This is a genomic window from Acidobacteriota bacterium (genome assembly GCA_016700075.1).
GTDB lineage: Bacteria > Acidobacteriota > Blastocatellia > Pyrinomonadales > Pyrinomonadaceae > OLB17.
Map to the genome: position 1 here is coordinate 2,037,801 of CP065000.1, position 19,764 is coordinate 2,057,564.

Annotated in this window: 23 protein-coding genes; all 23 read right to left on the reverse strand. The window is 55.3% G+C overall.

Annotated elements, in window-relative coordinates:
- Positions 1-375 precede the first annotated feature (375 nt).
- Positions 376-3,171: a hypothetical protein gene (locus IPM50_09150; GenBank protein QQS31846.1), complete on the reverse strand. Its 2,796-nt coding sequence runs from the start codon at positions 3,169-3,171 to the stop codon at positions 376-378.
- Positions 3,172-3,186: 15 nt separating this feature from the next.
- Positions 3,187-3,960, reverse strand: coding sequence for a hypothetical protein (locus IPM50_09155; GenBank protein ID QQS31847.1), 774 nt, complete (start codon positions 3,958-3,960; stop codon positions 3,187-3,189).
- The gene (locus IPM50_09160; GenBank protein ID QQS31848.1) at positions 3,960-4,616 is read right to left on the reverse strand and encodes a hypothetical protein; all 657 of its coding nucleotides are present in this window, start codon (positions 4,614-4,616) and stop codon (positions 3,960-3,962) included. Before IPM50_09160 ends, IPM50_09155 begins: the two co-directional genes overlap by 1 nt.
- The gene (locus IPM50_09165) at positions 4,606-5,805 is read right to left on the reverse strand and encodes a baseplate J/gp47 family protein (GenBank protein QQS31849.1); all 1,200 of its coding nucleotides are present in this window, start codon (positions 5,803-5,805) and stop codon (positions 4,606-4,608) included. Before IPM50_09165 ends, IPM50_09160 begins: the two co-directional genes overlap by 11 nt.
- The gene (locus IPM50_09170) at positions 5,802-6,023 is read right to left on the reverse strand and encodes a hypothetical protein (GenBank protein ID QQS31850.1); all 222 of its coding nucleotides are present in this window, start codon (positions 6,021-6,023) and stop codon (positions 5,802-5,804) included. The genes IPM50_09165 and IPM50_09170 overlap by 4 nt, the downstream gene beginning before the upstream one ends.
- Entirely contained in the window at positions 6,020-6,406 is a 387-nt protein-coding gene (locus IPM50_09175; GenBank protein QQS31851.1) for a GPW/gp25 family protein, read from the reverse strand. Before IPM50_09175 ends, IPM50_09170 begins: the two co-directional genes overlap by 4 nt.
- 5 nt (positions 6,407-6,411) lie before the next feature.
- Positions 6,412-7,095 (reverse strand): hypothetical protein, encoded by a 684-nt coding sequence (locus tag IPM50_09180; protein QQS31852.1) that lies wholly within the window; start codon positions 7,093-7,095, stop codon positions 6,412-6,414.
- Positions 7,092-8,147: a hypothetical protein gene (locus IPM50_09185; protein QQS31853.1), complete on the reverse strand. Its 1,056-nt coding sequence runs from the start codon at positions 8,145-8,147 to the stop codon at positions 7,092-7,094. The genes IPM50_09180 and IPM50_09185 overlap by 4 nt, the downstream gene beginning before the upstream one ends.
- Positions 8,144-8,392 carry a LysM peptidoglycan-binding domain-containing protein gene (locus IPM50_09190; protein ID QQS31854.1) on the reverse strand — a complete coding sequence of 83 codons (249 nt, stop codon included), beginning with the start codon at positions 8,390-8,392 and terminating at the stop codon, positions 8,144-8,146. The genes IPM50_09185 and IPM50_09190 overlap by 4 nt, the downstream gene beginning before the upstream one ends.
- Positions 8,392-8,859 (reverse strand): hypothetical protein, encoded by a 468-nt coding sequence (locus IPM50_09195; GenBank protein ID QQS31855.1) that lies wholly within the window; start codon positions 8,857-8,859, stop codon positions 8,392-8,394. The genes IPM50_09190 and IPM50_09195 overlap by 1 nt, the downstream gene beginning before the upstream one ends.
- On the reverse strand, positions 8,856-11,573 hold the full coding sequence (locus tag IPM50_09200; GenBank protein ID QQS31856.1) for a phage tail tape measure protein: 2,718 nt from the start codon (positions 11,571-11,573) through the stop codon (positions 8,856-8,858). Before IPM50_09200 ends, IPM50_09195 begins: the two co-directional genes overlap by 4 nt.
- 40 nt (positions 11,574-11,613) lie before the next feature.
- Positions 11,614-12,333, reverse strand: coding sequence for a hypothetical protein (locus tag IPM50_09205; GenBank protein QQS31857.1), 720 nt, complete (start codon positions 12,331-12,333; stop codon positions 11,614-11,616).
- 129 nt (positions 12,334-12,462) lie between these two features.
- Positions 12,463-12,903, reverse strand: coding sequence for a phage tail protein (locus tag IPM50_09210; protein QQS31858.1), 441 nt, complete (start codon positions 12,901-12,903; stop codon positions 12,463-12,465).
- Complete coding sequence (locus IPM50_09215; GenBank protein ID QQS31859.1) at positions 12,903-14,414, reverse strand: phage tail sheath family protein; 1,512 nt, start codon at positions 14,412-14,414, stop codon at positions 12,903-12,905. The genes IPM50_09210 and IPM50_09215 overlap by 1 nt, the downstream gene beginning before the upstream one ends.
- Complete coding sequence (locus IPM50_09220; GenBank protein ID QQS31860.1) at positions 14,411-14,611, reverse strand: hypothetical protein; 201 nt, start codon at positions 14,609-14,611, stop codon at positions 14,411-14,413. The genes IPM50_09215 and IPM50_09220 overlap by 4 nt, the downstream gene beginning before the upstream one ends.
- Positions 14,611-15,252, reverse strand: coding sequence for a DUF1834 family protein (locus IPM50_09225; protein QQS31861.1), 642 nt, complete (start codon positions 15,250-15,252; stop codon positions 14,611-14,613). The genes IPM50_09220 and IPM50_09225 overlap by 1 nt, the downstream gene beginning before the upstream one ends.
- Positions 15,253-15,257: 5 nt before the next feature.
- Positions 15,258-15,704, reverse strand: a complete 447-nt coding sequence (locus IPM50_09230) for a phage virion morphogenesis protein (GenBank protein QQS31862.1) — start codon at positions 15,702-15,704, stop codon at positions 15,258-15,260.
- A 68-nt stretch (positions 15,705-15,772) separates the two neighbouring features.
- Positions 15,773-16,201 (reverse strand): hypothetical protein, encoded by a 429-nt coding sequence (locus IPM50_09235; protein ID QQS31863.1) that lies wholly within the window; start codon positions 16,199-16,201, stop codon positions 15,773-15,775.
- Positions 16,202-16,645, reverse strand: coding sequence for a DUF1320 domain-containing protein (locus IPM50_09240; GenBank protein QQS31864.1), 444 nt, complete (start codon positions 16,643-16,645; stop codon positions 16,202-16,204).
- Positions 16,646-16,963 (reverse strand): hypothetical protein, encoded by a 318-nt coding sequence (locus IPM50_09245; GenBank protein ID QQS31865.1) that lies wholly within the window; start codon positions 16,961-16,963, stop codon positions 16,646-16,648.
- 10 nt (positions 16,964-16,973) lie between these two features.
- Positions 16,974-18,032, reverse strand: coding sequence for a major capsid protein (locus IPM50_09250; GenBank protein ID QQS31866.1), 1,059 nt, complete (start codon positions 18,030-18,032; stop codon positions 16,974-16,976).
- A gap of 18 nt (positions 18,033-18,050) precedes the next feature.
- Positions 18,051-18,602, reverse strand: a complete 552-nt coding sequence (locus IPM50_09255) for a hypothetical protein (GenBank protein QQS31867.1) — start codon at positions 18,600-18,602, stop codon at positions 18,051-18,053.
- Entirely contained in the window at positions 18,602-19,669 is a 1,068-nt protein-coding gene (locus IPM50_09260) for a hypothetical protein (GenBank protein ID QQS31868.1), read from the reverse strand. The genes IPM50_09255 and IPM50_09260 overlap by 1 nt, the downstream gene beginning before the upstream one ends.
- Positions 19,670-19,764: the final 95 nt, after the last annotated feature.

Here is a 19,764-nt window from a genome sequence, read left to right on the forward strand (position 1 = left end):
CATTCAGTAGGTGTAATTTAACCCATTTCGAATTTTCCGGCAAGAGCGACAACGAACGATTTATGTTGCGGCGCAGATCTTTTTATTAAGTTGCGCACATCTTTTACTGAAGTGACGGCTCTTGACGGGCCGTTTTTGTTTTAGTTCTGGCGCACATCTTTTACTGAAGTGGATATAAAACTCGCTGCGAAGTGGCGCACATCTTTTACTGAAGTGCCGCACAGACTCCCGATTCTAATCCAAAATCCGCACCACTAAACGTCGATTGAAGGCGTGCTGGAACTGTGTTGTTCGGTCCAATTGATCTAGTTCTGATCAAAAATCGGAATGCCGCATCAAAAAGTTATCCCAGCCGAAAAGAATGCATCGAACAGACTATCCCTCGATCTCGACAATCCAGTAGTCGTCGTTGAGGAGCTTTTCGTCAGGATCCACGTCAACAACCTCGTCGAATCCTATCGCCGGCGGAGCGTGATACACCAAGAAACCGGAGCGGTCCGCCCTGGCGTCGACGTAACGCACAGGCACCGCCAGATCGTTATCGAACTTACGGGTATCCGTATTTCCCGTGTCGATCGTTCCCGTGAACTTGTAGTGGGCTCGGCGACGATTCACATAGTTTTTGACAGCAGGTGCCGAGGTACCGTCCGGCGTCACCTTATGAATCAGTGCTTTTTCGGGCGTAGAGGGTTCGATCGTCTCACTTAGAACTATGGAGCCATTGCGCAGCACATAAAGAGCCGATTCCGCGGCCGGAGCGTCATATCTAATTATGAGTCTGTCCTCGAGCTCGCCGCCGTCCTCGTCGAGTACCTCGATGAGGTGTGTCAGTACTGGACGCTCGACATCATTTATGGCCGCCGCAAACAGCGTTATTCGGAGTCGCCGCTCTCCAGGATCCGAGGACTGTGACACGGTGAACAACTTTGCTAGGTCGAGCGTGGCCCAATTATTGCCATCGTCAAAGCTGACCTCCACCTTTACACTTCCTTTGTCAATGCCTGCACCTTGGAGAGAGGCCCAGTAGGAAGCAACTACCCAGCTTGCTGTGTACGCCGGCAGTTCGAACTGAGCAAAAGTACTTCCTTCGGCGATTGAGACGCCCATTTCACCTCCGTGGCTAACGGCGATTAAGCCGCCCTGAACGGACGCGAATACTTTCGGACGGGCGTTTGAAAACAAGCCGGCTCCGGCCAGCAGCGATGCCTTACCGGTTGGGCGGCCGTTGTCCAGAGTAGATGCCAAACCGTGATGAATGATCGGCGGGAATGTCGCTACATAGCTCTGCCAGGCATGCGATTTGACGTTCGAGGTCGGCCGTATCAACTCCCACACTTTCGTTGATTCGGAGCCGACATAGTTGTGCTTGCCGCCGACCAAAAGCGGGCGGCCGTTCACGTTTGCGAGGCGAAAATGCGTGAGAGCCATTTGCGACGACGGGTCACCGCCAAACGGCTGCGGGATATGCAGACGAGTCCACTGCAGAGATCCCCGGTCGAAGACAAACGTCTTTCCGCTCGCCGCGTTCGTTTCGAATGTGACCAGGACAAACTTGTTGGTTCCATAGTAGCAGCCATCTGCATGATCGATCCGAGGCGTCGGTAGATTGCCGGTGACGCCGAGTTGCGTGAATGTATCGGTCGCCGTATCAAACTCCCAGAACTCGGTTTCCACTTCGTTCGTTTCGTCGGGTTTCAAAACGGTGAGAAACACTTTGCCTGGAGCAATAAGATCTCCAATGAACACACGGCCCGACGGCTTTGTCGTTGTGATCTCGGTCACGTCGCCGGTCGCAGCATTCAGCTTAAAGACCTGTGGATTTATAACGTTATCCGATGCTGCGATGAGCAGGACATGTGTGCCGTCGCCGTACGGGAATAGTGCCGGTCGGTTCACCGCGGGCAGCGTTACTGAAGGCGTTCTTGGTGTCAGCGTGTCGTTTAAAACGTCATACGTTAGCCAGTCACCAAGCGAGGACGTATTATCGACGGCGAGGCCGCCGAACACCTCTATGAACTGGTCGTTGCGACCAGTTGTTGCCGGCCGAGATCGTGGCGTTTCAAATTCTGCCGCTCGCTCGAGAAAATCGATGAATCCGCTTCCGTCGGTCTGTATCACCGTGTCCAGCGTGATCGGCACCGTCCGACGAACGTGCCCCGGAGTTCCGCCTGTAGTTTCAAAACGAGGATTGAGCGATTGATCCGCAAAGTTTTGCGGCAGAATCACATGCTCGCTATCGCCGAAGTTAATGCGTCCGCCGATCTCGATATCGACGCACGGTACTCCCGAATCAACGTCGCCGTTCGCTCGGATCTTTGACGTCTCGATATCCGTCAGTGCGAGCTTCGGTCTGTCGAACCGAATCTCCGGAATGTCGCGAGCCGCATTCAATTGAGCCTGCAAAGCAGCTAGGATCTGTCCGAGAGTTTTCAGGCTGCCGAATATCTGCGACAGGTCAATGGGCTGTCCCGACAGGTCTTCAAGACGCCGAACGCGATTCAACAGGTTTGCGAGATCGACCCTCGTTTCCCCGACCATCGTGTTCAGTTGCCTAAGCGTCAGGATCACCTCGCGGAGATCCAGAATGTCATCGGATCGAATACCGGCCGCATCGGGAGCGACCGCGATCAGATAAAGCGGTACCTCATTTGATGCGAACTCCGGCACTGGTGGAATATCGCCCGGACTGCCGGACTTTAGTTGCACAACTGCCCTGCAGTGCCGTTCGGTTGCAACCGAAATATTCTCTGGCGGATAAGGCGGTACGCCGTCGCCGAATTCCTCGCTTGTTCGAAGACGCACAAACGGGATCAGATCCAGTTCGGCGTCGATTTCGTCGTCTAGATGGGCAACAATGAGGTCAAGCCGCGGCTTTTCGCCGTCAGCGGCTGGCACAGTGATCGTTGTGTCCTGAAGCAGGTCGAATGACCGTCCGTCTTGCGTCCAGACCCTGCCGGGCCGCGAGATCGATACCTGCATCGAGTTCCCGCCGCCCAATGAGTAAGCGAAACCGGTAACCTCTGCGGTCCGATCTCGATTTACAAAATCTTGGACCGCCTGAGAAATCCGCGAATGCAGGAACGCCTGAGCTTTCATCAGATCGTCTGGATCTGAGACCTGGCCGTAGAGGTGTCCGCTTTGTTCGATAGCCTGTACAATTGCTGTTTTCATATTCTCTCCGCAAACTTATGTTGCATCAACTAACCTCTCGAGTGTCAGATACGATCCCTGCTTCAACGTCGACGGGCCGGTATTCATATACGTCCAGTCCAACCGGACAAACGCTTCAGCTTCTACGGATATGACCCCCTCGATAAACCAGAGTCCTGGGCTAAAATCCAACGTGTGAGACGCGTCCAAGTAGTCTGTATCGACAGTCACAAAGATCGGATCGGCCGGAGAATACCGGCCAGATTGCATTCCGAATATACTGATGCTGCCCGATTTCCATCCTAAGATTCTGCCAACGTGTCTGTCCTCACTCTCCCAATGCAACAATCCCCGGATCATATAGATTCCCTCGGGTACGTCTGTAAACTGCAGGTACGGGTCCGGACCACCGCCCTCCAAAAATCCTCTCGTTGTGTCACTACCCGTTACACGAACCATCGGTGTCCGTGCGTCTGCATTTACATCGACGACAGATTGAACAAACTCGGTCGTTGCGATCTGACCGGTTGATGTTTCGGGATCCGCGGTCGGTGCGGTCGGCATGCCGGTGAGCTCAGGCGAGTTGATATCCGCTTTCGCCGCGATCTCGGTATTTACAAATTCAATGTCGGCTTTACCGGCGATCATTGCTGCGACCAGGTCGGTATTGCCGCCCTTGCGTATGACGCCATCGGCGTCAGTGACAAAGATCTCGGCGACATCGTCGTTGTCGATAAAGTAAAGGGAGTTTGCCTCGGGCTCACTTGGCAGCCCGATCTTTTTATAGAATTTAACCTTGATTCGACTCATTACCAGCTTATTTGCCTCCAATACACCTCGCCGTCGTCCGCTGTTGCGGCCGAGCCATTGCCCCAAACGATCACAACCTCTTGAGCCAGCGGCTGAACATAGCGGACCAGCTCGACGATCTCTCGCTTCGAAAAAACCGGCCTCGGCCTCGCATAGAAAGCTTCGCCCCACGCGCCTTCGCCGGTGACGCACATATCGGCCGCTGACATACGCACGAACAAGATCTCAATGATCAGGTGAAGCGGCCGCGTGATCGCAAACGCCGGCTCACCCCACACAAACTCGCCCCACGGCAGAGTCTTGGTATGAACTCGTGCTGCGATACCGAAATCTGCCAGCCAAAGCTCGATCCCGCGACGAGTACCACGTCGGCCCAGATGTCTCGCGAAATTCCCGTAGATCCTGCGTTTGTCGAGCAGCGTGAACCACCACGGGAACCATGACCACCCGAAAAGGACCAGCAGCCAAAACTCGATCCATTTAGCAGGAGCCGTTTCAGGGTTTATAGATGACCAGAACGCATCGAACGTGCCGTCCCATTCATCCATCGTCACGCCGGCAAACGATAGGAATCTACGGAGAAACAGATCACGGTCCTCGCGGCGATAGCGTGACGGCAGATGATCATAGATGTACGCTGTGTTATCAAACGGCATCGATCGTCACCTCCACAAGCCGCGGCAGCTGAAATTCCGCTAGCCGCGTATCGACCGTCGGCGAACCGAGTATGTCGGTGTCGTTTGCGACGATCCGATCGACGCCTTCCGTCCCCTCAATTACTGCAATGATCTCGCTGCGCAGGATCGGGCGGCCAAAATTTGCTTTAGATGCCGCGTAGAAACTGCGTAAGTTCGTCTCGATCGCCGTCAACACACCGCCTTCTGGTGCTCCCGTATAAACGCGAACCGCCGCAGCCACATTAAAAGTTACGAACGCCGGATCGACGATATAGATGAACTGATTGCCGACGGCCTGATCCAGTAGCTGGCCGACGCGTGCACGCGTCGGGCCATCGATCGGATCGCCGCTGGCCGTCATGACCACGATTGATGTAAATCCAACAAGCCTGTTGACCTGCGGGCCGAACTCGCCATTCTTAACGAACGGAAAAGCCCGAACGATACCTGTGCCCCCGAGAGCCTCATCGCGGATCGCGTCCTCGAGGTCTCGCGTCGAAACCAGTCGTTCACCCCGACGCTGATAGCGACGAACCCTCTCGAGAGTCTGCGGGATCGGCTCGAGATCCGTACCGTCGTCGATCGCATTCGGATTTGTCACTGATTCGACGAAGGCGACGTTGTCTATCATCGTCGTCAGCACATCTGGCGAGAGCAGCGTGCGTCCGGTGACGGTTCGCCTCGCAGCGACGTCGCCCGACGGTGTTCCGAATGGGATCGTAACCGCTTCGGTGGTTTGAAAAACATGACGGCCGTCAACGGTTGAGACCTCTGTTTCGGCCGGGATCGTCACGTCTGTATCAGCAGGCGGATCGACTGTAAATCTCAGAACAGTTTCGGCCGCTGTTGCCGGTCTTCGATCGAGTCCGAACAGATTAGCGAACGCGATAAGGTTTTGCTCTGGAACGCGATTGAATCGATACGCTTGCTGGTCAAGTGCCCACGCTATCGCTTCGAGGATCACCGTATGGGGCGACGACGGATTCGCGTTCGTGAGTTCCGGACAAACCGGAGCATTTAGGCCGGCTTCGATCAGCTTCAGCAGCTCGCGGCGTTCCTCGATCTGCAGGGCGACACGTTCCGGCGTCAGGCCGCCCGAGACCTTTGCTATCGCCTCGGCCGCGAACCGCTCTGCATTCCTGATCTCAATCTGCGGATATTCGATCACGCTGCAATTCTCCCCTGATAAAACTCGTTCAATCCGGCTTCAATTCGTTCAAATCCCTCGGCTCCGTCAAACGTTTGATGGATCAACATCCTACGTCCGTCATTGAATTTACTAAGCCGAGGCAGACACTCGCACGCAGCGTCGGCGATGTGCATCGTCTCCTCGCCACGCGGCGAGATATCAACGAGATCATCAAACTCCTGACGGATCCAACTCATACTCCCTCGACCAGCTGCCAGATCGGATAGACCATGTTTCGAGGAGCCTGAATCTCGCCAACTTCGGTATATCCAATGTCAACGATCGCCCGGCCATCCTCGTCGGTCGCGGCCTTGACCGATAGATTCCTAACGAGTGGCACATATCGCCTTACCTGCGCTTCGATCTCGTAGGCTAGCCGCTGTACAAACGATGCATCCTGTACCGCAAAAACAAGATCGCGAATGCCATAGTCCGGCAACATCACGCGTTCGCCGCGACGCGTCTCGATGATGTCCGCGATCGCCTGAGCGATCACGCTAGGCCGCTCGTCCGTCGTCACACAGGTTCCGCGTGAGTCGGTCCGAAATGGGAAATCTATGGCTGCTCCGTGCAGGTTCATAAGATCTAAATTGGCGGCCCCGTCGGATTGACCGGACGGCCTCTTAGGGTCACGCTCGACCCATTGATAACGACCGATTCGCCCGTGATCGAGATCGATCCATTGCCGCTGATCTGGATCGTAGTCCCGTTCAACTGGATCGTCTGACCGACCAGCTTGTTTTGACCGGCGGCCGTGCTTTCGACCGTTTGCCCGACTGTCTTGTTTAGCTGTGCCGCTTGGCTCTCGATGTTTCGACCGTCGATCGCAACGTCCTCGTCGGCGTGAATCTCGACGTTGTTGGCATCAACTCGTCCGAGCTGCTCAGCTCTAAATTTCAAATCGCCCGGCACGCGAGCACCGACAGTCATCTCGTCGTCATAACCATCGGCAACCGCCATTTCCTCGTTGTAAACCGAGGCGTAAAAGAAATTGAACTTCTGGCCGAGCTGCCCGAACAAAATGACCTCACTTCCCTTCGGCGGAATGAAAGCCGTCCCAAATCCATCGCCTAAACAAAACACGAGCTGACGTGCCCACTCGTCGAAAACCTGATCCTCGTCGATCGATGGAATGATCACACGTACGCGATGTTGACGCTCCGGATCATCATTGTCGGCCACGATCGCCGGAACGCCCATCAGCCAACGGCCGTCCTCGGCGATCGCTGCGTGTCCCCCAGCCCTGATCTCTTTTGCAATCCGTCTCATTCCGCTATGTCCCGATATAGATCCATTCCGATCGACAGCCGTCCGGGCTCGAAGCGATAGTTAACCGCGTCGCAGATGTACTTGCCTGAGAACAGCTTGCCGACGCCCTCGATCGCGATCGTGTCCCGAACATCAACCCTTTTTGTCGTCACCGGAAACGTCGTTTCAATATGTCCCTCGAATGCATGTTCCCGCTCGAGCTCTTTCTGTGCTTGAGCCCGTTTTGTCAGCTTCGATCTTGTGGCCCTACCGGGAACATCACGTTTCAACACGACCGACTGTCGGCCTCGCGCGCCCTTTGTTGACGTACCTGTTAAGCGACGTCCGCCTCTACCTCTTGCTCGTCGCTGCACTTCCATCGGCCTCGAGTCTTGATTCTCTGGGGTCCTGTACTCTAGATCCCAGCCGCTCAATAACTGAAAGTCCTTGCGATTCTTCAATGTCAATTTCGGCGAACCGACCTTTGCCGGCCGCTTGGCAAACAGCGTGTCGTGCCGGACAAAAATCACCAGACCGGCGTCGCGTGCACGCTCGAGCACGAATTCCCAATCCGTCGCCTCATCCTGGATCATGGCTCGATACGGTTCGAGATTGAGCGGCTTTTCGGGACCCTTAAACCTCAAGCCGTTTCTGGTTGTCAACTCTCGCAAGATCGCGAGGTCGTCCTTTTTGTTCTTGTATCCGGCTTTTTTCAGTAGTTTCATCTTTAGTCCCATATCAAGCGCCCTGAACGTTGTTGAGGCGTTCTCGCGGACAACAGCCGCCAGCAGACCCTTGAATACCGGTTCACCGAGATCAGGACCATAACCCATGAACACTCTCACCGATGCCAGCGGCAACGGCTCCGCAACAGCATACTGGTCGATCAGTTTGAATTCCGGATCGAACACTCGCCACTCGGCCTGCGAGGTCTCGTTTGTTACGAGTTCGACATCAATGCTTTCAAATAACCTTTTGTGCTCCCATGAGTCCCAACGGATATTCGAGCTCCCGTCCGGCGTTGTGGACGTGATCTCGACTATTGCATGCGGATTTGATGGCAGCTCTCTCATAAACTTTCGTAACGTCCGCGTTCGAGTGGTAGTCTCGGAACGATCAGCTGAGTGCCCGGCTCGATCTTTCGCGGATCTTGGATCTGATTCCTGTCGGCGATGAGCCGCCACCGACGCCAGTCGGCGTAATACCGGTCGGCCAACATCGAGAGAGTTTCACCGGCGATCACCGTATGGATCGTCAACGCAGCCTCGCTTTCCGGGCGGGCATCACCGTATCTTTCATATGGGCTGATCGATCTCATTAGCCTGGCTCCACGTCCTCGTTGTACTCGTATACCCGAACGTTCGTAGCCTCTCCGATATCCTGCAGCTGCATCAGTTCCAGCCGGATACGCGCTCGCAGCGGCTCGCCCTCCGGCGCAAACTCCTCTTCCTCGATCGATAGATCCGTCAGAACACTTCGGACACGGTTCTCGCCCCACACGGCGAGCAGCGGCGGCGGCGTGCCTTTGCCATCAACCTCATTCGCCAGATAGCGAAGGTCCTCAAGGTCCGCCCGTAGGCTGATGTTCGAGTCCGTGTTGTCAAGTATCAGCTCATCGACCGATATCTGTAGCGGTTCGCGGTTGCCGTAAAATAGCGGCTTCACTCCGATCGTCGTCTCCTGCGGTGTCCAGTTTGCTCGGTCGGATGTCCGGATTCGCTCCGGAAAGAACTGGAACGTAAATGAAATGTCACTGTCGAGATCGATTAGCTGAAAGCTACTCATGCCCGATTCCTCCCTTCGCCAGCGGCCTTTGCAACGATCCGTTCGATATCCTTCGCATGGGCATAAAGCTCGCGTCGGATATCTAAAACTGCTTGTTTGTCACCGCCATTGACATTCACAGTAACTGGTGCATTGACCACGATCGGTCGGGCATTCGCCTCGCGATACGGTTTCGCCTTTGCGGGGACAATATCCTCATTCGCGTGGATAAATGCCAGACCTGATCGTGTGACAGTTCCGCCGACAGCAAATCCGGGGGGCGAAAATATGGATGGAACGCCTGTTGACGGCGTCGAGCCGGTTGTTTGTCCGGCTGGCGAGATAGATTGCGGAGCTGGCATCTGCCAACTGCTAAACTTTGAACCTAATAGGTTCAAAGCTGTAGATGCGCTTGTCGCGGAACTGAAAATATTGTTAAATGCCCCCGGCAGCTTGCCCGCTGGCGGTACGATCCGATCAAATGCGCCCGCGGTGTCGTTCGTCGGAGGTAGTAGAGCCTGAAAGCTCCCTGTCGCGTCGGTCATCAGTTGTGGAAGTCCCGAAAAAAGCTCAGCCGTCCCTGCCATTGGCTGCTGCAGCGATGAGAGAGCCTGCGCAAAACTATCAGCCGACGTGGACATCCCGGATAGTGAGGCTGAAAAGCTCTCAGGAAATGCGATTTTGAGCATTTGATCGACGTGCTGCTCTTTTTCATTCGAAAGGTTTAGCGTGGGGATCACGTCGCGTCGGAATGATCGCATCACTTCAGGATCACTCAGCGATGGAGCTCTCTCTCTCAAAAACTTTGCTCCAGCAACCTCTCCGTACCCGAGCCTCATTGCCTTCGCGAATCCCATGTCCGGGTTCTGTCGAGAATACTGTTCCGTCCGCCGTTTGCCCAGCTCGAGTTCCACTGGATCCAGCTTCTTCTTATACAACGGGGCCGAGACCGTCTCACCCATGATCGACGCAAAAAATTTCCGGTATGAATCTGCCCACGTACGGCGTTTCGGGTCCAAGGCCTTTTCAAACTCTGCGTTTCCCTGCTGTAGTAACGACAACATCGACCGAGCCTCGGCCGTTGGATCCTTTTGCGAGGCAGGCTGCCCCTGATATGCCCTAAGCGACTGTTTGCCGACATCGTCGAGACCCCGCTCCATTTTCAGATTCTCGTTTAGCACATTCCGCAGATTTTCGATCTGATTCCACGTGAAACCGACCGCCTCGACAACAAGGATCGCCTTGAAGACGTTATTAAGTGACAAGAGGTTCTTTCGCAGCCCAGCTGCTTTTTTACTGGCGGTGTCAACCTGGCTGGTGAATCCTGCAACATTTTTCGTAGCGGCCGGAGCTGCGGCATTTGTCGAGCTCAACATCCCGACGAGCCCCTCACTACGGGAAACGGCAGACGCGATCCTCAACAATCGAACGCCCGTTGTGAGCATCTTGATACCTGAATATGCGATCATTGCCGCCGAACCGACCGCGAGTGTTGTGACCGCGTACTTGGCGATGTCCGGGTGGGTTTTCGTAAACTCCTGCATTACGCTAACGATCTCATTGGCTTTTTCAACCGCCGCCGTTGCACCGGGGATCATAGGCTCAAAGATCGCAACCTTTAGGTTGGTCAACGTGCCGGTCAACGCCTCCATCTGGTTGTTGTAGTTTTTGGCGATCTCGGCATTTTTCTCATTCAGACCGATCGTCTTGTCCTGCTCGGCATTGAATTGCTTCCATCCCTCTAAACCCGACTTGACCATCATCGATGCGGCAGCCATGCCACGTTGACCGAAGATCGCCTGGAGAGCCTGTGCCTGTTCCTTATCTGACAGCTTTTGCAGTGGTTCGAGCTCTCGGAATAGATTTTCAACACCTTTGAATTTGCCTTTCTCGTCAAAAAATTCGAGCTGTATACCGAACTTTTGCGAGACCTCCTGCATCTTCTTTTTCTCACCCAAATACTGGACAAAAAAATTGTCCATAGCGGTGCCCGCCATCGACCCTTCCATGCCTTGCTTGCGCATTAGACCGAAGAGCCTGGTGATCTCCTCGGCATCCTTTAGACCAGAGATGCCGATCGCCGAACCGGTGCGGCCTTGGAAATATTTCGACGCCTCGATCAACTCGGCGGAGCCGATTCCTGTTGACGTAAACAGCCGCGAGAAAACATCGGCCGCTCGTTCATACTCTTCGGGCTTCAAACGGAAGAGCTGCCCGAACTGTGCGAAGTCTTTGGCAACATCTTTGGGTAAGGACTTATTTGCTACAGCCAGTTCGCCTACTGCTTTCCCGGCACCGCGAAAGATCGTTTCTGCCTCCAGCCCGTTCTGCTTTAACACCTGCATCATCTCGACGAAATCCTGCGTGTTACCTGGCAAGCGATTTCCAAGGTCGAGAGCAATAGCTTCAGCCTTGAGCATGTCCTGGCCGAGTTGATTCAGATTAACCCGACCGTCAGCACCTAGTTGTGAAAAGGTGGTCCGCAGATCCGTCATCGCCGATTGAAAATCAGCAGCGGTTTGAACTCCGTCCTTAAGCACTTTCAGTCCTGTGATACCGGCCGCGCCGATGGCTAATCCGCGATTAAGGTCGCGTCGTATCTTCGCGAATTCGGAATGGAATTTCTCACCGTCTTTACCAAGATCACGCAATCTGGATCCAAAGCGGTCGAGCCCGCCTGACGCTGCGTCCTTTAGCGTTAAAAGGATTGCCAGTTGTAATGCTTCGCCTGCCATTTATTCCTTTTTGTAGAGCTCGTTCATTAACTTTAGATAACTATCCAGCCGTCGCCGCGGAAGGTTCAGGATCTCCGCCTCGCTCATGCCCGTCTCGCGCATCATTACCAATACCGCCCTCGCCATCCCGCTCGCCCGAAACCGTTCTTCCTCTGAATCGAAACGTGGCCTCCGCCAAACGGGCACCGATCCTTAACAGGTTGAGATCCTCTGCATCGAGTTGGTTGAATAATTCCAGTTTGATCGGTCCTTCAACGGTCGCCTCGCTATCAGCCGTGGTGATGCGAGTGATCATCTGCCCTAGCAAGAAACACTCTCGAGTAATGCCCCGCGAGCTAAGTCTGTCAGCCTCGACTTCATCACGGCCTGTGGTCATTCGTCCGATCTCTACGACCGGGTATCGCGTACCGTCGATCTCGAACCCGAAGTACAACTTGACTCTGTTGTCCGGCATGAATTCGGAAACTGCTTTCCCGCGGCTCGTGCGAATGAACTCATCCGCTCCGATTTGGAGTTCCTCTCGGTCGATCGAGTTCAACGACAGCAGCACAGAGAGATCTACCGGTAAACGAAGATCGCCAAACCTCGTGATCATTTTTCGACGGACGAGGTCACCGTATTGTGTCGGGTTCGTGGCCTGCGGATCAGTATCAAGGAGCATGAAATCCCCAGCGGTCAAACGCTGTGAGAAAATGACATCTCGATGTATCACACCTTTCTTATCCTCGTATCCGAATGGCAGTTGAATTGTGTGTTCCATAGTGATTGCCTTGAGCTAAAAAAGCACCGTGGGCCGCCGGCAGCAGATCGGCGTCCACGGTGCTCATTCGGTGTTAGCGGAGGTAACGCCTCGACCGAAGATCAATCCCCTGCTGCATCGTCGGCCTGTTTAACCGTCCGTGTCGATGAACATATCCGTCGGCTGCAGCACGACCGTATAGTACGCTGCGTCGCTGCCGTCTGCCTTGTTACCCTCGATCGCGAACTCTTTCGGCACGCAGTCGATCAGTTCATAAACGCCGTGCGTCGAGAATCCGTCCTCGTTGAGTTGGATGACACGAAACGATCGCTTCTCTGTCAGCAGTCCTGCGCAGTACGCGTTGAAATACTGAAAGATCTCGCGGCCGGATCGGTTGAGGGCAAATGCGTGTTTTAGAGTGATCGGCTCGGCCTTCGACTTGCCGCGAGCGTATGTCGGCATCGCACGGTTTCCCGTTTTAATCTCGACGGGCTCGTGCACCTTTTTGAGTCCTGTGACCTCCGTAGCCTCGATCACCGAGACACCGTCCATTTCAACCAAAAAATGTCCTGAGTGTGTTCCTCTTGCCATTACGCATCACCTCCTGTGAGTATGTTCAGATCCTGACCGAGCGGGACATTGTCGATGTTGACGAATATTTGCTCGGCGGTTGGCGAGAGCTTGACGCCGATCTGAACGTGGACGCGGCCCTCTGCGAGATCTTCCGGCGGATTGTTTGTCTCATCCGCGACGACGATGAACGCCTCTTCCTCGGTCCGGCCGTAAAGCCCGCCGGACTGCCAGAGCGACCGCAGGAAATTCTGCCCCGACGCACGTAGATCTCGGAACAGCCGTCCGGCTCCGTCAACAACGGCAAAAACCGCCCAGCGATAGCCGATCTTGGCCGTGTAATAGATCAGGTTTAGCATTCGTCGCTCGTGGACGAATTTGATACGCGTCTCGCCGGCCTCAGCCAACACGCGGGCACCATAAATCTTGATGCCCTCGCCCTCGACCGGAGCGATCACATTTATGTTCTTGCCGTTGAGAAATTCGCGGACACCGTCATTGATCACCGAAGTGCCGTCCACGTTCCTCTCAACGTCGATCGCGTTCGGCACTTTGATGTTCGCCGGTGCCTTGTGCGTGCCGATCGTGCGGTCCACCCTTGCACAAACACCGGCCGCAAAGATCGACGGCGGAAAGAACTTTCGATCCTGTCCGGCCATTGGCGGCATCTCCACCCACGGGAAATATGCGGCCGCGTGGCTCGACGGTGTGTCGTTCATGTCGGCGGCGACGTCCTGATAATCCGCTGCCAATTCGTGGTCGAGTATCGCCAGGCGATTGTACTGCTCGGCGTGTGCGGTCAGAGCCGCAACGTTCGCCGGATCATACTGACCGGGGATCAGCACCTGGCCGCCGCCGAGATTCTCATCGGCAAATTGACTTAGATAATCAGCCAAATCTTCGAGATCATAATCGCTCGTATCGTCCGTGCCGCCCGTCAGTGCGAACGTCCCCGCTGCCGGTCTTCCGGTCGGCCCCGACACAGTTTCCGCCACAAGCGAAATATTGACCAATCTCGACGCCGAGTTGATCGCGGTTCGCTCTGAGTTGTCACGCAGATCCGCTCCCTTATACGTTTCAACGATCCCTAGAGCGTCACTCGATATCGAGATATCGCAGCGGTCGGTATCCGACGTGTCTACAACCGTGACCGATATATCGACCGTCGATGACGGATATTTCGCGTCAAACTTGAACGTGGCCGCCGGCGTGCCTGCTCGGTTGTTTCGCGTGACCGTCGAAACAACCGCACTCGATCCTGCCGCACGGACGAGCATCATCTGCTTGCCGCCGAAAAGGTTGAAATAGACATAGGCAAGCTCGGCGATCCAGCCGAGGGCGTGAAAGCCGCCATACGTCCGCAGAAATTCAGACCACGACGTGACCAGCTTGCGTACGCCGACGGGTCCCCACGGTGCGAATCCGATCGCGAATGCCGTCGAGCTCGGCTGTCGAGTAAACGGGCGGGCAACCTGCCCCTGGTTCACAACGGCTGTTACACCGGGCTTTGTTGATTCGATTACTAAACTCATTTTTTTCCTCCGTTCTCCGGCTTTGTCTCCACCGTTTTTTCGTCAGGTTTTAGGGCGATTATTTCCAGCCATCCGCGAGCCGCGAACGACCGTTCGCGATCGCTGGCACTCCTGAACTTCCGGCTCTCACCGGCCGCAAGCAGCTTTCCGTCAGACAACACGAGCGGGTTGTTCGAAACATTTTTGATCTCTATCATCATGGCTCTCCTACGCTTACCTCGACGCCGGGCAGATCGCCTGCGTTCGTCGTCGCTTCATTCAAACTGTCAACCCCGACCAGCAGGTCGGTCACATCGACCCCATCAGCCGTCCGATCCTCTGATTCCCAATTGAATGCCGTTTGGAACACCACCGCATAGGCGGTGATATTCGGCATTCGCATCACGTACTCGTTTGCAACCGGCGTCAGAGGTTCGGTTGTCAAAAGCACTTCGTCGTCATCGACGATCGTTTTCAAACGACGATCGGTCAGCTCTCGTCTCACGGCAGCGATCATCGAATAGACCTTCGACCGGCGTCTTGCCCGCTCACCGTGCGGGTTGTTGTCCGCGCAGATCACGACGAATGTGCACTCGTGCCGGTAAACTCGCGGCCGCCCTAGAATCGGAGACGACTTGGCAAAGAGCGAGTCCTCACCGTCGGCATACGACACCATCACCATTGGAAAGACCGACGGCAGCGATGCGATCGCCTTTTTCAGGTTGTCCGCGTCGAGTTCGCCTGAATAGGTTGTCAAATTTCTGACACCAAGTGGCTGTGGCGTCATTGCGGGTCTTAAGATTTCTAAGATCCCGTCCTCGATCCCGCCTGCAAAGAATTCAAAATCGCCTGGATCCATGTCCGTCACCGCCGGATGTGCCGGCTGAAGATCTTTGCTATTGCATCGTGGTCCTCGTCCTGGATCATCACGAACGGCCTCGCTGGCGTTTTCGATCGACCGCGGCCCGCACCGCCCGGATATCCAAAATGCTGGCGTTTCGCCTGGATCGCGTTTGTGCCGATTTGGACCTCGGTTGTTCTCACCTTGACCGCCATCGAATTTTTCATTTGAGCCGTATCGATCAGAATTTTCGAACCACCGCGGCCTTTACCTTTCTTGCGGCGAGCCAGCGTCTTTTCGCTGAGTGCCTTCCATTTCGTCGGACGGCCCGATGCTTTGAAGTTTCGCTCGATCGAACCGAGCATGTAGACACCTGACGCTTTCAGCGGCTTCTCGGCATCTCGCGAAATGTTCTGCGAGATCCGCGAGATCCGTTTGAATGCTCTATCGATGCCTTCGATTCCGTTCATCTTAAAAGCCATGGGAAGGGCGGTGTTTGCATCCAGCGGCAACTACCGCCCTTCATCTGTATTGGCTGCTATCTCTCTTCCAGCGGAAAGTCTGCAGCCACCGTGTTGGTGGGTTTTTCCTTCAATTCCAGTTCGGTTACAAATTTCTTGCTCGTCGGCCGCTCCGCGATCTTGTTCAACGTGTCTTCGCCGAGCAGCTGCTCAGCTTTCTTGATCTCAACTTTTAGACACTCGTCGCGATCGGCTGGATCCAGATCGGCGGTCACTTCCATAAATGAGTGGAGGTCGACCTTACGAGATCCGAACTTCTTTTCTTGGAAACGCCTCGCAATCGCAATGTCGCCGGTGATCGTGACGGTACGTTTCGTCTTGTTTAGCCAAGACTTGATCTGCTTCTCGAGAGCTTCGGATCCCTCCGCGATCGGAGCCATCAGCTTCTGCAAGCGGCCCCACTCGTCGACCATATCGCGGATGTCTTTTTCGGTTTGAACAGCCATTCAATATGACCTCAATCGCTCATCAGTGAACCTCGTCGATGATGCGTTTGTCAGTATCTGATCCTTGTTGTCCGGGTTCGTCGGCGTCTCGTCGATCGCGGCCACGTCTAATGCCGCCTTACCGCAGCCAATATCTTTCAATGTTTTGATCGCCTCGTCGTGAGCGTTCTTCTTGACGACGTAAACTCCCTCGGGGAGATCAGATCGCGACTTGTATAAATGAAAGACAGCTAGGTCGAGGTTCGTTGCTTTGACTAGCGGTGTCGATGCGACCGGCAGTGCATAACGGGAGCGCGCGTAGGAGTCGAACATACCAGAGGCGTATTCGATCGCCCTTAGAACGCGCGTTTCATTGATCTCTCCCGTTCCCTCGTCGTCGGTGAGCTGGACGAGAGTGTTCTCGCCCAGTTCGTCCAACAGATCATCGATACCGATGTAGGCCATCTACTTAACGGCCTCCACCTTTTTCTGGCCCTTGATCTCGAGCAGTGCCACATAGTCCGGGTCATCCGTGATGTCACCTTTTTCCAGCAGCTTCGGGCCTAGCGTGCCGTCGCATATTACGCGGACGCGCTTTGTCTTCTCATTGGATTTACCGTTCGGTGCCTCCGATTGATTTTCCCCAGGCGGTGCCAAACCATTTACAGTTGGCTCGGCCACCGTTTCAACCTGGGTCGGATCCGCATTGAGCTTTTCGCCGGCAACGTCTGCCTCTGCGGTTATGCCGCCGTCCGCCGGCGTCGCGATCTTCTTTTTTGCCATCGCACTCTCCTTATGAGACCAAGAATTTGATCACCGACTTCGGATAGAGCAGCCGCGTCCCGCCGTAGATGCCGCCGGTGATCTCGACCTTTGGATTCTTCGCCGATCCTAGTTGACCCATCGACACGCTTCCGACCGCCTCGCTAGGCTGTCCGTTCACCTCGATGATCGAGAAATAGCCCGGAGCCGGTTGACCATTTGCACTATTGTGAAGCGACGGCGTTGACATGAAATCCCCGACGTTCTGACCGGCCGGGCGTTTGCCGATTACGATCACCTCAGCGTCGGCGAGGAACGGAACGAATGTGTCGTTTTCGTTGACATACCCGCCATCATAAACGACGATCTCCGGCAGTCCGCGGACTGCCAGGATCTTGTTCATCTCCTCGACCGAATACGGAAGGTGAGCGAAGTTCTGATTTTGAAACCCTTTCAGATCAGCTGCGTTTTGGTTCTCGAGCAGCCAGTTCGCCGTGACCTGATTCATGTAGGCTTTCGCACCGGCAGCCGTCGCACCGGTCTTACGGAATTTCAGTTTGAGGGCATTGAAATCCGCAAGCGGCTTTGCGGTTGCCAACGTGTCCCAATCAACGAGCGGCGAGTGCGTTTGGACCGCAAACGTCTCGTTGACCTTGACGCCGTTCTCGTCTATCGCGATCGCACCTTTGAGAGTATCCCAGCGGAGCTTCTCGATCCTCGCCATCGTTTTGTTAAAACGATCGCGTGCGATTCGTGCGATCTCGCTCGACAGATCCAGTGTGCCGGCAAGGGTGCCGAGCTCGCGTGATCGCAGAATCTCGCTTTCTTTGAGCAGATCCGTCTCCTTGAATGGGATCGGTTCATACTCGTAAGTCTTGTGACCCTGGCGAGTGTCTGTTTTCGGATCCGTACCCATTACGTGCGGAGCGGTCAGTCCGCGATCGTGATCACGTTCATCCCAGCGCACCTTTTGCGCCATCGATGTGTTTATAGGCAGAATTCCTGCCCCGATATGCTGGCTCGGATCGTCCTGAAAGGCCTGAACAACCTCATTGAGCTCGGCGTTGGTTGGAAAAGTGAGTGTCAACATTACTTGTTCAAAAGCCTCCTAGAATTTGAAAATGCCACCGGCGACGGTTGCTCCGCCGAGTTCGGTTTTCGCTGTGGCGTCGAGCCGCAGGATCAGCGATTCATCTAACAGCCCGGCGATGAACACCGCGATCGGCGTGTCGCCCGTGCCGTTCGATCCCTCGTCCGCGATGCCGGCCGCGACCTGCGACCCATCTGATCCGAAGACGTTGGCTCCGGTCGAAACCGCGACCGCCGCGTTGCCGGTAAGAGTGATCGTGTTGGTTCCGGTGTTGATCGCATCGATCGTGCCGACGGTTGCGCCGGCAGCATTTTTGATCACATCGCCCACCTTAAACACTGTCACGTCATCGACCGTACCGGTCGGCGAGTTTGTTGCGAAAGCAGTGCCGGTTACCGCGGCTCGCGTTCGTCGTCGCACCAGGCCGCTCGCCGTGATCACACCGATCACGTCGCCGCGGCCTACTGAGTGCGTATCCTTTGCCGTCACGCCCGTGAGGACCGCGAGGTCCGGGCGTGTTTTTTCAAGAGGAGCCTTGGCTCCGTAATTTTCGATCTGCGTACTTGGCATTATTTTTCACCTCCGTCCGCGACTCCGGCCGCCGCTTTCATCTCCTTGACCCGATCGCTGTTGATCAGCGGATCCGGATCCTTGACGGCTGTGAGGCCGCCAAACTTCTCTCCAAATTCGACGTGGTTCGGCAGAGCGTTGATCAGCTCTTTTGCAAAGCCGAGTCGCGAGAACTCATGCGTCTCTTTGTCGTCGCCGTCACCCTCGCTGAACGAGATCGCCTGGGGCGAATTCTCGTCCGAAGCGTCGTCCTGAGCGAGCCGCTCGAGGAAATCGGCGATCCCGATCCTTTTGAGGAAGTGCTTTCCTTTCTCGGCCGGGATTGATTCGACGAATGACGCGATCTCAGCTTTCGCCGAGCCCGCGACCGTGTCATTGACCCGCGATCGCAATTCCGTGTTGGCCTGCTCGAGTGCCTCGACCTGCTGCTTGAACTCGGCCGTTACCGATGTGATCGCTTCCGCTATCAGGCCCTTCAGCTCGGCTTCGCTGAAATTCGCCGGCGGCGCCGCGGCGGCTGGCTGTTTGCCTTCGCTCAGGTCGGCAGTACCGAGGCCGAGCTTCGTTTTGAATTTCGCCCAGAAGCTCTCCGGCAGCTGGTCGATGTCCTCATCTTTGAGTCCCATATCTGTCTCCTTAAAATTGATCGTTGATTCGACGGCGAAGGATTCGCCTTCTGCAAACTGTATGTCTCGCAGGCCTTTTATGGCCGGAGGTGTGGCTCCTAGAAATCCGACGTGTCGCAACCTCGGTGGTTCGAGATAGAAACTGGCCGATCGCTTTTTGAAACGGCCGGCGGCGACGAGCTGCTCAAAATTGGGATCTGTGTCCGAGAACCGGGCCTCGAGCGAGTCGCCGTTCAGCCTGAGTTCCGATGCCCAGCCGTACGCCGGTGCGGTATCGTTTTCGGGGTGACCTACGACGATCGGGCTGGTGGAGTGTTCGAAATTGGCAATCACCTGGTCGAACATATCTCGCGTCAGGTTCCGCTCGACGCCGTTCGCATCGCGGAACCGGCCGGCCCTCGATATCTCGATCCACTGATTGTTGAAGCCGTCTCTTGGCATAAATGAAAAGAAGCCCACGATCCGTTCGGATCATGGGCTTCACAGAGCCTCTAACTTGATTAAGGACGTCTCAGCGTCTCTTGTTGTAGGCACTT

What these genes read in the sequence shown, in the direction of transcription:
- IPM50_09255 (QQS31867.1), bottom strand. Translation starts at nt 18,602, where the DNA reads ATGCCAAGTACGCAGATCGAAAATTACGGAGCCAAGGCTCCTCTTGAA.
- IPM50_09225 (QQS31861.1), bottom strand. Translation starts at nt 15,252, where the DNA reads ATGGATCCAGGCGATTTTGAATTCTTTGCAGGCGGGATCGAGGACGGG.
- IPM50_09185 (QQS31853.1), bottom strand. Translation starts at nt 8,147, where the DNA reads ATGAGAGAGCTGCCATCAAATCCGCATGCAATAGTCGAGATCACGTCC.
- IPM50_09200 (QQS31856.1), bottom strand. Translation starts at nt 11,573, where the DNA reads ATGGCAGGCGAAGCATTACAACTGGCAATCCTTTTAACGCTAAAGGAC.
- IPM50_09215 (QQS31859.1), bottom strand. Translation starts at nt 14,414, where the DNA reads ATGAGTTTAGTAATCGAATCAACAAAGCCCGGTGTAACAGCCGTTGTG.
- IPM50_09210 (QQS31858.1), bottom strand. Translation starts at nt 12,903, where the DNA reads ATGGCAAGAGGAACACACTCAGGACATTTTTTGGTTGAAATGGACGGT.
- IPM50_09170 (QQS31850.1), bottom strand. Translation starts at nt 6,023, where the DNA reads ATGAGTTGGATCCGTCAGGAGTTTGATGATCTCGTTGATATCTCGCCG.
- IPM50_09260 (QQS31868.1), bottom strand. Translation starts at nt 19,669, where the DNA reads ATGCCAAGAGACGGCTTCAACAATCAGTGGATCGAGATATCGAGGGCC.
- IPM50_09230 (QQS31862.1), bottom strand. Translation starts at nt 15,704, where the DNA reads ATGAACGGAATCGAAGGCATCGATAGAGCATTCAAACGGATCTCGCGG.
- IPM50_09175 (QQS31851.1), bottom strand. Translation starts at nt 6,406, where the DNA reads ATGAACCTGCACGGAGCAGCCATAGATTTCCCATTTCGGACCGACTCA.
- IPM50_09220 (QQS31860.1), bottom strand. Translation starts at nt 14,611, where the DNA reads ATGATAGAGATCAAAAATGTTTCGAACAACCCGCTCGTGTTGTCTGAC.
- IPM50_09205 (QQS31857.1), bottom strand. Translation starts at nt 12,333, where the DNA reads ATGGAACACACAATTCAACTGCCATTCGGATACGAGGATAAGAAAGGT.
- IPM50_09250 (QQS31866.1), bottom strand. Translation starts at nt 18,032, where the DNA reads ATGTTGACACTCACTTTTCCAACCAACGCCGAGCTCAATGAGGTTGTT.
- IPM50_09235 (QQS31863.1), bottom strand. Translation starts at nt 16,201, where the DNA reads ATGGCTGTTCAAACCGAAAAAGACATCCGCGATATGGTCGACGAGTGG.
- IPM50_09195 (QQS31855.1), bottom strand. Translation starts at nt 8,859, where the DNA reads ATGAGTAGCTTTCAGCTAATCGATCTCGACAGTGACATTTCATTTACG.
- IPM50_09150 (QQS31846.1), bottom strand. Translation starts at nt 3,171, where the DNA reads ATGAAAACAGCAATTGTACAGGCTATCGAACAAAGCGGACACCTCTAC.
- IPM50_09155 (QQS31847.1), bottom strand. Translation starts at nt 3,960, where the DNA reads ATGAGTCGAATCAAGGTTAAATTCTATAAAAAGATCGGGCTGCCAAGT.
- IPM50_09240 (QQS31864.1), bottom strand. Translation starts at nt 16,645, where the DNA reads ATGGCCTACATCGGTATCGATGATCTGTTGGACGAACTGGGCGAGAAC.
- IPM50_09245 (QQS31865.1), bottom strand. Translation starts at nt 16,963, where the DNA reads ATGGCAAAAAAGAAGATCGCGACGCCGGCGGACGGCGGCATAACCGCA.
- IPM50_09160 (QQS31848.1), bottom strand. Translation starts at nt 4,616, where the DNA reads ATGCCGTTTGATAACACAGCGTACATCTATGATCATCTGCCGTCACGC.
- IPM50_09190 (QQS31854.1), bottom strand. Translation starts at nt 8,392, where the DNA reads ATGAGATCGATCAGCCCATATGAAAGATACGGTGATGCCCGCCCGGAA.
- IPM50_09180 (QQS31852.1), bottom strand. Translation starts at nt 7,095, where the DNA reads ATGAGACGGATTGCAAAAGAGATCAGGGCTGGGGGACACGCAGCGATC.